This is a genomic window from Actinocorallia sp. API 0066, from assembly GCF_020991275.1.
In the GTDB taxonomy this organism is placed as follows: Bacteria; Actinomycetota; Actinomycetes; order Streptosporangiales; family Streptosporangiaceae; genus Actinocorallia.
Genome location: NZ_JAJLQY010000002.1, coordinates 461,836 through 475,630 on the forward strand (window position 1 = coordinate 461,836; position 13,795 = coordinate 475,630).

A 13,795-nucleotide genomic window follows, 5' to 3' on the forward strand; every position below is an offset into this window, starting at 1 on the left:
ATGTGCATTTATGTTGCCGTGGGCGAATTTATTCCTAGATAAGTGTTCAGTTTTGACCAAAGAGTCGCTTGCGTTACGATCCGGGCATCCAGCGAATCTTTCCGTCGGTCGAAGCACCCGGTCGGCCTCTTTTCGCGCGTCTTCGTCCACGAGGGGGAACCCAATGAGCCTGACCATCGACACCGCGCTCAAGGAGGTCCAGGCCATCGAGGGCTTCCTCGGCGCCTCGCTCGTCGACTACGAGAGCGGCATGCCGCTGGGCATCGTCTCCTCCGACCCCGAGTTCGACCTGGACGTCGCCGCCGCCGTCACCACCGACATCGTCCGCGCCCAGGTCAAGGCGTTCCGGGCGCTGGAGGTCGAGGACGCCATCGAGGACATCCTCATCTCCCTGACGAACCAGTACCACATCATCCGGGTGGTGGACAGGGAGGCCGACCGGCTCTTCCTCTACGTAGCGCTGGACCGCGAACGCGCCAACCTCGGCCTCGCCCGCATCACCCTGCGCAAGATCGAGCGCGAGCTGGCCGTCTGACCGGGCCGCGAACGGACCGGGGCCGCAGATGAACAAGGAAGCAGTGCTCGCCGAGCTCACCGACCTGCGCAAGGAGGTTCCGGGCGTCACCGAGAGCGCCACCGCCTCGGTGGACGGCATGCTCATCGCCTCCGACACCGACCAGGCGCGGCCCGACGTGCTGGCCGCCCTCGCCGCGACCACCCTCGGGCTCGGCAAGAGCACCGGACACGAGGTCGGCATGGGCGAGCTGCGCGAAGTCGTCACCAGGTGCGCCGGAGGACACATCGTCGTCTACGCGGTGGGGAAGAAGGCCCTGCTTGTGGTGCTCGGAGACGAGGGCCTGGACGTGGGCCGCCTGCACGTGCGCTCCCGCACCACGGTGGCGCACCTGGTGGACCTCCTGGACCAGTGACGCCATGACCGACACCCCAGAACCCGGCCAGGGCCGCCCGTCCGGGGTGCTGCTCGCCAGCATCGAACGGCGCGCCAAGGACGGCTTCACAGGCACACTGCGCGCCGAAGGCCCCCTGTCCGGGGAGGTCGTGCTCGCGGGCGGCAGGGTGGTGGCCGCCGCGACGCCCGGCGCGCCGGGGGTCGAGCCGCTGCTGCTGCGCTCGGGCCGCGTCAGCGACGAGGCGTGGTCCGCCGCGTTCGCGGAGGGCGCGCCGCACGGCAGGCTCGCCGAGGCGCTCGTGCGCAGGGGCGTCCTGGGGGCGGTGGACGTCGAGGTCCTCGCGCTGACCGCCCTCGCCGACGCCGTCTTCGCGCTCGCCCTACGCGGCGTGCACACCTGCACCGTGATGCCCGCGAAGCCGGACGCCCCAGGGCCGCCGCTCCCGGCCGACCCGGGGCTCGACGGCGAACGGCTCATCAAGGAGACGACACGGAGGCTCGGCGCCGCGGCGCGTTGGCAGGAACTCGGGCTTACCGCGTCCGTCTTCCTCGTGCGCACCTCGAACGGGCTGCCCTCCGACCCGCTGCTCGCCGCCGTCAACGGCCGCCGCACCGCGCGTGACCTCGCCTTCGCCCTGGGCCGCGGCCTGTTCGCCACGATGTGGTCGCTCACCGACCTCATGGAGGCGGGCGCCGTCACCACCGCCGAGTCCGCCTCCGAACCCTCCGCACACGTCGTCCTGGAAACCCCGGACGGCCTGCCCAAACGCCTACGCGGCGCAAGCGACATCGTCCGAGTCCTCCCCTTCCGCCCCGACCGCTAGCCGCCGCCCGGTCGCCGCGATCTTGGGGGACACCGGGTGTTCGTGGGTGGTGCACGCCGTGTTGGGGCGGTGGTGGCGGCGGGCGCCTAGTTTCCGGGACAACCGATCTGGGAGGTTGTCCATGTTGGGAACGCGGACTCTCGTCGCCGGAGTGGGCGCGGGCGTCGTCGCCGCGTCGGTGGCGCTGGTGGCGGCGGGGCAGACGGCCGCCGCCGCGCCGGGGAAGGTCAGGGCGGAGCCGATCGTCGTCGCGCACCGGGGCGCCAGCGCCTACCGCCCCGAGCACACGCTCGCCGCCTACGAGCTCGCCATCAGACAGGGCGCTGACTACATCGAGCCGGACCTCGTGCCGACCAAGGACGGCGTGCTCGTCGCGCGGCACGAGAACGCGCTGGGCGGCACCACCGACGTCGCCGACCGGCCCGAGTTCGCCGCGCTGAGGAAGACCAAGACGATCGACGGCTTCACCACGACCGACTGGTTCACCGAGGACTTCACGTTCGCCCAGCTCCGGACGCTGCGGGCCAAGGAGCGCATCCCGGCGACCCGTCCCGCGAACCAGGCGTTCGACGGCCAGGAGCGCATCCCGACGTTCGACGAGGTCGTCCGGCTGGCCAAGAAGCACGGCGTGGGCGTGTACCCCGAGACCAAGCACCCCACCTACTTCGCGTCGATCGGGCTGCCCTTCGAGAAGCCGCTACTGAAGACGCTGAAGGACCACGGGCTTACGAAGCGCAACTCCAAGGTGTTCATCCAGTCGTTCGAGCCGGGCATCCTCCAGCGGCTCGACCGGCAGACCGACGTCCGCCTCGTGCTGCTGCTCAACGGTTCAGGGCAGCCGTACGACTTCACCGTCTCCGGCGACAAGCGCACCTACGCCGACCTCGCGACCCGCGACGGCCTGCGCTGGACGGCGCGGTTCGCCGACGGCATCGGCCCCGCGACGAGCTGGATCATCCCGCTCGACGCGCAGGGCCGGACCCGTCCGGCGACCACGCTCGTCAAGGACGCGCACCGCGCCGGGCTCACCGTCGTGCCGTGGACGTTCCGCCCCGAGAACAGCTTCCTGCCCGCCGACTTCCGCGCCGGGAACCCGGACTCGCCGGTGTTCGCGCGCGCCCAGGGCGACGCCGCGGGCTGGCTGCGGCTGCTGCTCGCCCAGGGCATCGACGGCATCTTCGCGGACGACCCGGCGTTGGCCACGGCGATCGTCGACTGAGTTATCCACAGGTGGGACCAAGGGCCGTCGACGGCGGGGTCATCTCGATCTAGGTTGGGGTGAGGCCGCCGGACGCTGGAGGGATGCCCGTGGCGCGGGAAGCGATAAGAACCGAGGGGTTGACCAAGCGCTTCGGCGCGGTCACCGCGCTGGACGGGCTCGACCTTGAGGTCCGCCGCGGCGAGATCTTCGGGTTCCTGGGGCCGAACGGGGCTGGGAAAACTACCGCGATCAGATTGCTGCTCGGGCTGATGCGGCCTACCGCGGGGCGGGCGTGGATCCTTGGGACGCCCGTCTCCGACGTCGCGAAGGTGCACCGGCACATCGGGTACGTGCCGGGTGAGGTGTCGGTGTGGCCGCAGCTCACCGGGATGGAGGTGCTCACCTACCTGGGGCGGCTGCACGGCCAGGTGGACACCGCCTACCGGGACGAGCTCATCGAACGGCTCAGGCTCGATCCGAGCGTCAGGGCCCGCGCCTACTCCAAGGGCAACCGGCAGAAGGTGGCGCTGGTCGCCGCCCTCATGACCCGGCCGGACGTGCTGCTCCTGGACGAGCCGACCTCCGGCCTCGACCCGCTGATGGAGGCCGAGTTCCAGACGCTCGTCCGGGAGGCCGTCGCGCGCGGGCAGACGGTGTTCCTGTCCTCGCACCTGCTGGACGAGGTGGAGGACCTGTGCGAGCGCGTCGCGATCCTGCGCGCGGGCCGCCTGGTGGAGGTCGCCGAGCTGGCGTCGCTGCGCGCGATGAGCACGAGCGTCTTCGAGGCGACCTACGAGGGCCCGCCACCGGAGCTGACGAACCTGCCGGGCGTCACGTCCATCGAGGTGAACGACGGGGTGCTGCGGGTGACGGTCACGGGGCCGCCGGGCCCGACCCTGGAACGGCTCGCCTCCGCAGGTCCGACGCGGCTGCGCACCCACGAGCCCAGCCTGGAGGAGGTGTTCCTCACCTACTACCGGGAGGACGCGGCTGGGGAGGAGGCGGCACGGTGACGGCCTCCCACGCGCTGCCCAATCCGGTCGGCACGGTCGCGCGCATGGCCGTCCGGCTGATCCGGCGCGGCGCGCTGTTCCTCGCGCTGGGCGTCGGCGTCTTCATGGCGGTCGAGGCGTTCGCCTATCTCGCCGCCTACCCCGACGAGGCGTCCCGGCGGGCCATCGCCCAGTTCGGCGACAGCCCGGCCGTCCGGATGCTCCAGGGCGCCCCGCACGCGGTGGACACCGTCGGCGGCTACGCGGTGTGGGACGCGGGCTGGGTGCTCCAGTCGATCGTCGCGGTCTGGGCGCTGCTGGTGACGGGCCGGCTGCTGCGCGCCGAGGAGGACGAGGGCCGCGTCGAGTACGTGCTGGCGGGGCCGGTCGGCGCGCGGCGCACCACGGCCGTCGGGCTGCTCGCGGTGGCGGCGGGGCTGGGCCTCGCGGGCGCCGCGATCGCCGTGGTACTGGCCACGGCGGGCGCGGGCGTGGGCGGCTCGCTCCTGTTCGGCCTCGGCGTCGCGGCCTTCGGCGGCTGCTTCGGCGGGCTCGCGGCGGTGGCCGCCCAGGCGCTGCGCGGCAGGCGCCGGACGACGACGGTCACCCTCGCCCTCTTCGGCCTCGCCTACGTGCTGCGGATGGCGGGCAACAGCGCCGACTCCCGCGCCTGGCTGCACTGGCTCACGCCGTTCGGCTGGATGGAGCGGCTGCACCCCTACCGCGACCCCGACTGGCTCGCCCTCGCGGCGCTGCTCGTCACGCCGCTCGTGCTCGGCGCCGTCGCGGTGTGGCTGCGCGGCCTGCGCGACACCGGGGGCGCCCTCCTTGAGGTGCCGGAGAAGAGTACGGCCCGCACCCGGCTCCTGGGCGGCACCCTTGCGTTCGCGTGGCGGGGCAGTAGGGGCATGCTCGCGGGATGGAGCGCGGGCGTCGCGTTCTACGGCCTCATCCTGGGCCTGCTGGTGGAGACGGTGGCGGATCTCCTCAGCGAGGATCCGACCTACCGCGAGCTGCTGGCGACGCTCGGCTGGGACCTCACGGACGCCACCCGCGTGTTCGTCAGCGAGATGGGCTCGATCATCGGCCTCATCGCCGCCCTGTACGCCTGCTGGCGGGTGGCGGCGGCGCGCGCCGAGGAGTCGGCCGGGCTGCTCGACCTGGTGCTGGTCCAGCCGGTCACCCGCGCGCGCTGGCTCGGCGACCACCTGCTTCTCGCCGTCCTGGAGGCGGTCGCCGTCACCTTCGCCGGGGTGCTCGCGGTGTGGGGCGGCGCGCGGCTCAGCGGCGGCTCGGTCGCCTTCCCGGACGTGCTCGCCTCCCTGTACGCGCCGTTCCCGGCCGTCCTCCTGTTCGGCGCCCTGGCCGCGCTCGTCTTCGCCGTCGCGCCACGGCTGACGACGGTCGTCCCGGCCGTCCTGGCGATCGTCGCCTATGTCCTGGCGATGACGGGGCCCGCCCTGAACCTCCCGTCCTTCGTGCTCGGCCTGTCCCCGTTCCACCACCTGCCCGCGGCGCCCGCCGAGCCCTACGCGCCCGTCGCGGCGGCGGTGCTGACGCTCGTGGCGGTCGCCCTGGCGGGGGCGGCCCTCGCCCTGTTCCGGCGCCGTGACGTCACTGGCGCGTTACCCTGTCCCGGCAGTCCCGTATTTCCGCAGGATTTCACGGGGAAATTCTCGGTATTGCGGGGATTGTCAGAAAGTACTTGCCGATCCTCGCTCGGAGAGGATGATGGGGGCATGGCGGTACGCGGGGCGCACTGGCTCGGCTGGGTGCGGGACAAATCAGGCAAGCGGGTAGACACCACCGGAACGGTCTCCGGACTGGTGGCGATCTTGTCGGAGGGTGGTGGCGAAACCGGTCCAGGGCTCTGTTACCGGGGCAGCAGAGACGACGGCGGGCTCCTGCGCGTCACCCCCTGCGACCCCTACCTCGCGGAGCTGCGCGCGGACGGCGCGCTGGAGGCCCGCGAGTACTGGTACACACCGTGGGAGGGCGCCTTCCGCTGGCCCGTCATCGAGGTCGAGGTCGTCAACGGCTCGGCCGCCGAGGTGCGGGTGCGGGAGGCGCTGTTCGCCGTCGCGTCGTCGCGCACCGACCCGAGGCCCGTGCCGCTGATCCACGGCGCGTCCTACGGCGCCGACCTCACGCTCGACAACCTCGGGTGGGGCCCGATGGAAGAGGGCGTGCTGCGCTTCCACCTGGAGACGCCCGAGGGCGCCGTGCTCGGCGGCGAGCGCACCTGCGCGCTGGACGCCGACGGCCATCCCGCCGACCTGAAGCCGCTGCACGCGGCCGTCTGCCAGCTCGGCCCCGAGGCGCGAGAGGGAACGATCCACGTCGCGGGCACGCTGGAGTACACGCAGACCGAGCCGGACGGCTCCCGCACCCGGCACACCCACCCCTACCGTGGCGTCATCGTGTTCGGCGCGCCGCCGGTCGGCGCCCCCCTGCCGCCCGCCGCGCCCTGCCAGGTGCTGCTGCGCGCGGACGGGGCGGGCTACACCGAGACGGTCGCGGCGCCGCGCGTCGTGCCGCCCGGCGGCTCCGCGCGCTTCACCTTCACGGTCGGCGCGCCGCGCTCGTCCCTGCACAACCTGTCCGTCGCGCTGCGCACCGAGGACAACCGGACGGTGCCGTGCGGCGACCTGTCCCTTGAGCTCTTCTGCTCCAGGGCGGACGCCCGCACCCTGTTCTGCGCCCACTGATCCTTACGGGAGATCTTCCCGAACAGGGCTTTACCCGGTCGTGTCCCGGGAGATCTCCGGGACATGACCGCACTGCCCTTCGCCGACCGCACCGACTTCACCAACGCCGACCGGGGGTTCGTCGCCCGGCGTACCCCGGGAACCGTCCGCGACGCCGCAGGCAGGACGGTGTGGGACGGCGACGCGTTCGGGTTCCTGGACGGGCCGCCGCCCGACACCGTCAACCCGTCGCTGTGGCGGCAGTCCCAGCTGTGTGCCAAGCAGGGCCTCTACGAGGTCACCGAGGGCATCTACCAGGTGCGCGGCCTTGATCTGTCCAACATGACGCTGGTCGAGGGCGAGCGCGGTGTTGTCGTCATCGACCCGCTCGTGTCGGTGGAGACGGCGGCGGCCGCGCTCGCCCTGTACCGCGAGCACCGGGGCGACCGGCCCGTCACCGGGATGATCTACACCCACTCGCACGTCGACCACTTCGGCGGCGCCGAGGGCGTCATCCCGGCCGACAACCCCGACCGGGTGCCGATCCTGGCGCCCGAGGGCTTCCTGGCGCACGCCGTCTCCGAGAACGTCTACGCGGGCGTCGCGATGGCCCGGCGCGGCGCCTACCACGCGGGCATGCAGCTGCCCATCGGCGCCGAGGGCATGGTCGGCACCGGGCTCGGCCCGACGGCCTCCTCCGGCCGCGTCAGCCTCATCCCGCCCAACCGGGACGTGACGCGGACCGGCCAGACCGAGACGATCGACGGCGTCCGGATCGTCTTCCAGCTGACGCCGGGCACCGAGGCGCCCGCCGAGATGAACTTCCACTTCCCGGACCGCCGCGCGCTCTGCCTGGCCGAGAACGCCAGCCACAACCTGCACAACGTGCAGACGCTGCGCGGCGCGCCCGTCCGCGACGCCCGGCTGTGGTCGCGCTACCTCGACGAGGCGATGGAGCTGTTCGCCGCCGACTCCGACGTCGCGTTCGGCTCGCACCACTGGCCGACGTGGGGCAGCGACGAGATCATGACGTTCCTGGCGCAGCAGCGCGACCTGTACGCCTACCTGCACGACCAGACCCTCAGGCTCACCAACCAGGGCTACACCGGCGTCGAGATCGCGGAGATGATCGAGCTGCCCCCGGCGCTGGAGAACGCATGGCACGCGCGCGGCTACTACGGCTCGGTCTCGCACAACGTGAAGGCGATCTACCACCGTTACCTCGGATGGTTCGATGGCAACCCGGCGCACCTGTGGGAGCTTCCGCCCGTCGAGGAGGCACGGCGTTACGTCGAGTGCATGGGCGGCACGTCAAGGGTGCTCGCGCTGGCTCGCGACTACTCGGCGAAGGGCGACCTACGCTTCGCCGCCACGCTGCTGAACCACGCGGTGTTCGCCGACCCCGCCAACGGCGACGCGAGGAACGCGCTCGCGGACGTCTACCGGCGGCTCGGGTACGGCGCCGAGTGCGGCACGTGGCGGAACTTCTACCTGACGGGCGCGAAGGAGCTGCGCGAGGGCGTCCGGCCGCAGCCGATCAACATCGCGGGCGGCATGACCGAGGGCCTGACCGTCGAGCAGGTCTTCGACGCGCTGGCGATCCGCGTCAACGGGCCCAAGGCGTGGGACGAGTCGGTGACGATCGACTGGGACTTCACCGACACCGACGAGACGTACCGGATGACGCTGTCGCACGGCGTCCTCACGCACCGGCGGCGCGGCCGTGCCGTCACGCCCGCCGACCTGACGCTCGCGCTGACCAGAGCCGACCTGTTCAAGCTGCTGGCGGGTGCGGGCATGGAGGGCGTTGAACCCGAGGGGGACGTAGGGGCGCTGCACCGGCTTGCGACCTACCTGGACGAGCCCGACCCGAACTTCGCGATCGTCACGCCCTGAGGGGGTCGCCCCCGCGTCTCCTCGCCCGGAGACGCGGGGGAGCCGTGGCACGGGCCTCGTTAGACGAGGGCGTCCAGGCCGGGGAGAGGGAGGCCCGTGTAGTTCTCGGCGAGGGACGTCGCCGCCGCCTCCGAGGAGACGAGGTAGCGCAGGTGCGCGAGTTGGAGGCGGTGCCCGAAGGGGTCGTCCTCGGGGGACGTGTGCAGGAGGGACGTCATCGTGTACGAGAAGTGCTCGGCCCGCCAGACACGGGCGAGGGCGTCCTCGGAATAGGAGTCGAGACGGCTTTCGTCGCCCGTGGCGAAGCGGTGCAGGAGCGCGGACGCGAGGAGGGTGACGTCGGCCGCCGCGAGGTTGAGGCCCTTCGCGCCGGTCGGGGGGACGATGTGGGCGGCGTCCCCGGCCAGGAACAGCCGCCCGTGCCGCATCGGCTCGGTGACGAAGCTGCGCATCGGGGTGACGCTCTTCTCCGTGATCGGCCCGGTGCCGAGCTTCCAGCCGTCGAGGGCGAACCGGTCGGACAGGGCCTCCCAGATCCTCTCGTCGGGCCAGTCGGCTAGGTCGGCGTCCGGAGGCACCTGCACGTACAGGCGGCTCACCTCGGGCGAGCGCATGCTGTGCAGGGCGAACCCCGCAGGGCTGTGCGCGTAGATCAGCTCGTCGCAGGACGGAGGCACGTCGGCGAGCACGCCCAGCCACGAGAACGGGTAGACCCGCTCGAACGTGCGCCTGGCGGCGTCCGGCACCGCGCGGCGGCCCACGCCGTGGAACCCGTCGCAGGCGACGACGTACTCGGCTGTCAGGGTGTGCTCTTCGCCCTCGTACCTGTACCGGACCTGGGGCGCGTCGCCTTCGATCCCCGTGACGTTGAGCGCCTCCGCCTCGAACAGCAGCGGCGCGCCCGCCTCCAGGCGCAGCGCGATGAGGTCCTTGACGACCTCGGTCTGCGCGTAGACCATGACCGACCTCCCGCACAGTGCCGGGAAGTCGATCCTGTGGGACTCGCCCGCGAAGCGCAGCTCTATGCCGTCGTGGGGCAGGCCACGGGCATCCATCCCGGCGGCCGCGCCGGTGGCGCGCAGCACGTCGACGGTCCCCTGCTCCAGGATGCCCGCGCGCTGCCGCCGCTCCACGTAGGGCCGGTCGCGGTTCTCCAGGATGACCGTGTCGACGCCCTTGCGGTGCAGGAGGTGGCCGAGCAGGAGTCCGGCGGGTCCCGCGCCGATGATGGCGACGCGGGTGCGGGCGGGGGCGGGGTGGCTCATGGGGCTTCCTCTGCGGAGATCTCGTCAAGGACACGCTGGGCGACGGCGAAGGCGGAGTTCGCGGCCGGTACGCCGCAGTAGACGGCCGACTGGAGGAGGACCTCCTTGATCTCCTCGCGGGTCAGCCCGTTGGTGAGGGCGGCCCGCACGTGCAGAGCCAGCTCCTCGTGGTGGCCGTGCGCGACCAGCGCGGTGAGGGTGACGCAACTGCGGGCGCGGCGGTCCAGGCCCGGCCTCGTCCAGATCCCGCCCCACGCGTAGCGGGTGATGAAGTCCTGGAAGTCGGCGGTGAAGTCGGTGGTGCGGGCCTTCGCGCGGTCCACGTGGGCGTCGCCGAGCACGGCCCGCCGCACCCGCGTCCCGGCCGCGTGCCCGTCGGTCGGCTGGGCGGCGCTGAGATGGGCGAGGAGGGCCGCGGCGACGGCGTCGGGCCGGTCCACCGGGGCGAGGTGGGCGGCGCCCGGCAGCTCGACCAGGGCGGCGGGGACGCCGTCGGCGAGTTCGCGGGCGTGCGCGGGCGGGGTGGCCGGGTCGGCGCGCCCGGCGAGCACCAGGGTGGGCGCCGCGACGCGGTCGAGGTGAGCGCGGACGTCGTAGGCGGCGAGGGCGTCGCAGCAGGCGGCGTAGCCTTCGGCGTCGACCTCCGCGAGGTCGGTGAGCAGGCGCTCGCCCAGCGGGCCCGGCTCCCCGGCGAACCAGCGGGTCGCCGCGACGGGCGGCATCACGCCGGTGCCGTGGGCGCGGACGTCGGCAGCCCGCTCCCGCCACGCGGCGGGCTCACCGAAGCGGGCGGACGAGCAGATCAGCGCCAGGGAGGACAGCCGCTCGGGGGCGAGGAGTGCCAGGTGGACGCCGATGGCGCCGCCCAGGGAGATGCCCGCGTAGTGGAAGCGGGTGAAGCCCGCGTCGGTCGCGGCGGCCAGGACGTGTTCGGCCAGCGCGCCCACGGACGCGACGGGGAAGGCAGGGGTCTCCCCGTGGCCCGGAAGGTCGAAGCGCAGTACCCGGTGCTCGCGGGTGAGCTGGTCTAGGACGGCGTCCCAGACGTGCGTCGAGGTGCCGAGCGAAGGCCCGAGAACCAGCGGAACCCCGTGCGCGGGCCCGTCGAGCCGGTAGTGCAGCGTCATGATCCCCCTCCTAGGGTCTTGTCGTGTGGTGTGGACGGCGGGTCATGGGGCGGCCTCGCGGGTGAGGGCGGCGTCGGTGAGGGCCGGTGCCGCGCCGAGGTAGGTGGTGGGGTCGGGGTCGAAGGGCAGGGGAGTGCCGGGTGGCAGGAGCGCGGCGACGGCCTCCGCGAGGGGGGCGCCCCCCTGCACGGCGTGCGCGGAGGCTTCCTGCAGCAGGGTGCGCGCCCGCTCACGGCCCAGGGAGGCGGCGAGCGCGGCGGCGGCCCGCTCGGCCACGACGAGCCCGTGGGTGAGCGCCAGGTTGGCCCGCATCCGGTCCGGGTGGACGGCGAGACCGGCGACGAGCCGCTCGGCGGCGTGCGCCGCGCCGCCCGCGAGCCGCAGCGCCTCGCGCAGCGCCTCCCACTCGGCGTGCCAGGCCCCGGCCGGGCGCTCGTCCTCCGCGACCAGCGCGCCGAGCAGCACGGCCGCCAGGCCCGGCAGGCGGCGCGCCGCCGCGGCGACGAGCGTCGCCCGCACCGGGTTGCTCTTGTGCGGCATCGCCGACGACCCGCCGCCGTCCCCCTCGGCGACCTCCCCGACCTCGGTCCGGCCCAGCACCAGCACGTCCGCCGCGACCTTGCCCAGCGCCCCGCCGACGAACCCCAGCGCGCCCCCCAGATCCGCCACGGGCGTCCGCAACACGTGCCACGGCACCAGGGGCCGGGCGAGCCCCGTCTCCCGCGCAAACGCCGCTACGAGCCCGTCCAGGCCCGCCCGGGAACCGTCGGCCCCGGCAGCGGGCGCCGCGCCATCGGCGGTTTTCTCCGGCATGCCGGAAAGGCGGTCGGAGTCGGCAGGCTCGGGGGTGAAGGCGGTGAACGCGGCGAGGGTGCCCGCGGCGCCGCCGAGCTGGGCGGGCAGGGTCCGGCGCACGGCGGCGAGGCGGTCGCGGGCGTCCAGCACGAGGTGCCGCCAGCCCGCCGCCTTCAGGCCGAACGTCGTGGGGACGGCGTGCTGCGTCAGCGTACGACCCGCCATCGGTGTGGCCCGGTGTGCCGCTGCCAGCGCCTTCAGCCGGGCGGCGGCCTGGTCGAGATCGGCGAGGATCAGCGCGACGGCGTCCCGCGCGACCAGCATCAGCGCCGTGTCCAGGATGTCCTGGCTGGTCGCGCCCCGATGCACGTAGGGCGCGACCTCAGGCCCGACGGCCGCCTTGAGATCCGCGACGAACGGGATCACAGGGTTGCCGCCCGCCCGCGCGCGCAGAGCGAGTTCCCGTAGATCGAACCCGGACACGTCAAGGGCGTCGAGCGCGTCGGCCGCCGCACGCGGCACCAGCCCGAGCCCCGCCTGCGCCCGCGTCAACGCCGCCTCCACCGCCAGCATCGCCCGCAGCACGGCAGCGTCCTCCGTGGCCGCCTCCACCGCCGTCCCCACCACGCCGGGCGTCAACAACCCGAACACCCCCGGCCCAATCGAACACGGCCCGGGGACGGGTGCTTCCGACGGAGTCGGGTCGTGGGGTGCCGGAGGGTTCGGATGGGGCTCAGGGGAAGGCAAGGAAGACCGTCTCTTCGGAGGCACCCGCCTGGAGGTGGATGTCGAAGCGGTAGGTGCCGGGGCGTTCCTCGGCGGCGACCAGGGTGGCGCGGCGGTTCGGGGGGAGGGCGGCGAAGAGGGGGTCGGTGGACAGGGCGGTGGCGTGTTCGGGGAGGTGGATCCGGGTGTAGAGGTGGTGGAGGAGGCCGCGGGCGAAGACGCAGACGGCGAGGTGGGGCACCGCGCCGGAGCGGTGGGGCGCGGGCGGCAGGGTCCGGACGAACCAGTGGCCCGCCGCGTCGGTGGCGCTCCGGGCGAAGCCGGTGAAGTCGATCCCGTGGCGTCCGGCGACGGCGCCCGTCACCGGGTCGCGGCGTAGTGAGCCCGGCGCCCCTGCGAGCGATCCGTCGGGGCCCGCCTGCCACACCTCGACGAGCGCGTCAGGGACGGGCGCCCCGGCGCCGTCGTAGACGGTGCCGCGCACCGTGATGGTTCCGGGATGCCCGGCGGGGGCGAGTTCCTCCCCGCCGGGGAAGGGCAGCGCGTACCCGTAGAACGGGCCGACGGTCTGCGACGGCGTAGGCGGCAGCGTGCCCATCAGCGTCCCTCCTCGATCCAGGTGGCGGCCGGTCCGTCCAGCACGATGTCCCAGCGGTAGCCGAGCGACCATTCGGGGACCGAGAGGTCGTGGTCGTAAGCGGCGACGAGCCGGTCGCGCGCCGCGTCGTCGGTGACGGCCTGGAGGATCGGGTCGTACGGGAACAGCGGATCTCCGGGGAAGTACATCTGGGTGACCAGCCGCTGGGTGAAGGCGCGCCCGAACAGCGAGAAGTGGATGTGCGCGGGACGCCACGCGTTGGTGTGGTTGCGCCACGGGTACGGGCCCGGCTTGATCGTCGTGAAGGCGTAGCGCCCGTCGTCGTCCGTCCGGCAGCGGCCCACGCCGGTGAAGTTCGGGTCGAGGGGCGCGGGGTGGCCGTCGCGCTGGTGGGCGTACCGGCCCGCGGCGTTGGCCTGCCAGATCTCCACGAGCTGGCCGCGCACCGGCCGTCCGTCCCGGTCCAGGACGCGGCCGGTCACCGTCATCCGCTCGCCGAGCGGCTCGCCGGTGTGCTGGCGGGTCAGGTCGGTGTCGAGTTCGGTGACGTCGGTGGTGCCGAACACGGGCCCGGACAGCTCGACGGCTTCCGGGTCCCGCACCACGACGAGCGGCTTACGCGGGTGGCGGAGGGCGCTGCTCCGGTAGGGCGCGTAGGCGCGGTCGGGGTGGGCGAGGCCGGGACGTGTGCCGCGCAGCGCGGCGATCTCGGCGCTGACGTCGGCCTGGGTGGACGGGGTCACGTCCGTCTCCTTTCGGGGAGGCGCGGGGAAG

At 73.3% G+C, this 13,795-nt stretch carries 12 protein-coding genes; 7 read left to right on the plus strand and 5 right to left on the minus strand.

The window, feature by feature from the left end:
• Positions 1 to 163: 163 nt before the first annotated feature.
• The 7 genes from LO762_RS06860 to LO762_RS06890 all read left to right on the plus strand — a co-directional run bounded on the left by LO762_RS06860 (position 164) and on the right by LO762_RS06890 (position 8,510).
• Positions 164 to 535: a hypothetical protein gene (locus tag LO762_RS06860; protein WP_230613346.1), complete on the plus strand. Its 372-nt coding sequence runs from the start codon at positions 164 to 166 to the stop codon at positions 533 to 535.
• Positions 536 to 563: 28 nt separating this feature from the next.
• Positions 564 to 929, plus strand: coding sequence for a roadblock/LC7 domain-containing protein (locus LO762_RS06865; protein ID WP_230613347.1), 366 nt, complete (start codon positions 564 to 566; stop codon positions 927 to 929).
• A gap of 4 nt (positions 930 to 933) precedes the next feature.
• A complete protein-coding gene (locus tag LO762_RS06870; RefSeq protein WP_230613348.1) occupies positions 934 to 1,734 on the plus strand; it encodes a hypothetical protein in 801 nt (266 codons plus the stop codon).
• 121 nt (positions 1,735 to 1,855) lie between these two features.
• On the plus strand, positions 1,856 to 2,953 hold the full coding sequence (locus LO762_RS06875; RefSeq protein ID WP_230613349.1) for a glycerophosphodiester phosphodiesterase: 1,098 nt from the start codon (positions 1,856 to 1,858) through the stop codon (positions 2,951 to 2,953).
• Between the two features lie 119 nt (positions 2,954 to 3,072).
• Complete coding sequence (locus LO762_RS06880; protein WP_304523617.1) at positions 3,073 to 3,948, plus strand: ABC transporter ATP-binding protein; 876 nt, start codon at positions 3,073 to 3,075, stop codon at positions 3,946 to 3,948.
• On the plus strand, positions 3,945 to 6,635 hold the full coding sequence (locus tag LO762_RS06885) for an ABC transporter permease (RefSeq protein ID WP_230613351.1): 2,691 nt from the start codon (positions 3,945 to 3,947) through the stop codon (positions 6,633 to 6,635). Before LO762_RS06880 ends, LO762_RS06885 begins: the two co-directional genes overlap by 4 nt.
• A gap of 63 nt (positions 6,636 to 6,698) precedes the next feature.
• Positions 6,699 to 8,510 (plus strand): alkyl/aryl-sulfatase, encoded by a 1,812-nt coding sequence (locus LO762_RS06890; RefSeq protein WP_230613352.1) that lies wholly within the window; start codon positions 6,699 to 6,701, stop codon positions 8,508 to 8,510.
• A gap of 59 nt (positions 8,511 to 8,569) precedes the next feature.
• On the opposite strand, the gene LO762_RS06895 is transcribed toward LO762_RS06890, so the two are convergent.
• The 5 genes from LO762_RS06895 to pcaH all read right to left on the minus strand — a co-directional run bounded on the left by LO762_RS06895 (position 8,570) and on the right by pcaH (position 13,764).
• A complete protein-coding gene (locus LO762_RS06895) occupies positions 8,570 to 9,775 on the minus strand; it encodes a 4-hydroxybenzoate 3-monooxygenase (RefSeq protein WP_230613353.1) in 1,206 nt (401 codons plus the stop codon).
• Positions 9,772 to 10,902, minus strand: coding sequence for a 4-carboxymuconolactone decarboxylase (gene pcaC, locus LO762_RS06900; RefSeq protein WP_230613354.1), 1,131 nt, complete (start codon positions 10,900 to 10,902; stop codon positions 9,772 to 9,774). The genes LO762_RS06895 and pcaC overlap by 4 nt, the downstream gene beginning before the upstream one ends.
• A gap of 42 nt (positions 10,903 to 10,944) precedes the next feature.
• Positions 10,945 to 12,348: a 3-carboxy-cis,cis-muconate cycloisomerase gene (gene pcaB, locus LO762_RS06905; RefSeq protein ID WP_230613355.1), complete on the minus strand. Its 1,404-nt coding sequence runs from the start codon at positions 12,346 to 12,348 to the stop codon at positions 10,945 to 10,947.
• A gap of 82 nt (positions 12,349 to 12,430) precedes the next feature.
• Positions 12,431 to 13,021 (minus strand): protocatechuate 3,4-dioxygenase subunit alpha, encoded by a 591-nt coding sequence (gene pcaG / locus LO762_RS06910; RefSeq protein ID WP_230613356.1) that lies wholly within the window; start codon positions 13,019 to 13,021, stop codon positions 12,431 to 12,433.
• Complete coding sequence (gene pcaH, locus LO762_RS06915; RefSeq protein ID WP_374201536.1) at positions 13,021 to 13,764, minus strand: protocatechuate 3,4-dioxygenase subunit beta; 744 nt, start codon at positions 13,762 to 13,764, stop codon at positions 13,021 to 13,023. Before pcaH ends, pcaG begins: the two co-directional genes overlap by 1 nt.
• Positions 13,765 to 13,795 lie beyond the last annotated feature (31 nt).

Excerpts from the sequence above, each read along its gene's own strand:
- pcaC (WP_230613354.1), bottom strand. The coding sequence starts at position 10,902 with ATGACGCTGCACTACCGGCTCGACGGGCCCGCGCACGGGGTTCCGCTG.
- pcaG (WP_230613356.1), bottom strand. The coding sequence starts at position 13,021 with ATGGGCACGCTGCCGCCTACGCCGTCGCAGACCGTCGGCCCGTTCTAC.
- LO762_RS06890 (WP_230613352.1), top strand. The coding sequence starts at position 6,699 with ATGACCGCACTGCCCTTCGCCGACCGCACCGACTTCACCAACGCCGAC.
- LO762_RS06870 (WP_230613348.1), top strand. The coding sequence starts at position 934 with ATGACCGACACCCCAGAACCCGGCCAGGGCCGCCCGTCCGGGGTGCTG.
- LO762_RS06875 (WP_230613349.1), top strand. The coding sequence starts at position 1,856 with ATGTTGGGAACGCGGACTCTCGTCGCCGGAGTGGGCGCGGGCGTCGTC.
- LO762_RS06895 (WP_230613353.1), bottom strand. The coding sequence starts at position 9,775 with ATGAGCCACCCCGCCCCCGCCCGCACCCGCGTCGCCATCATCGGCGCG.
- LO762_RS06865 (WP_230613347.1), top strand. The coding sequence starts at position 564 with ATGAACAAGGAAGCAGTGCTCGCCGAGCTCACCGACCTGCGCAAGGAG.
- LO762_RS06860 (WP_230613346.1), top strand. The coding sequence starts at position 164 with ATGAGCCTGACCATCGACACCGCGCTCAAGGAGGTCCAGGCCATCGAG.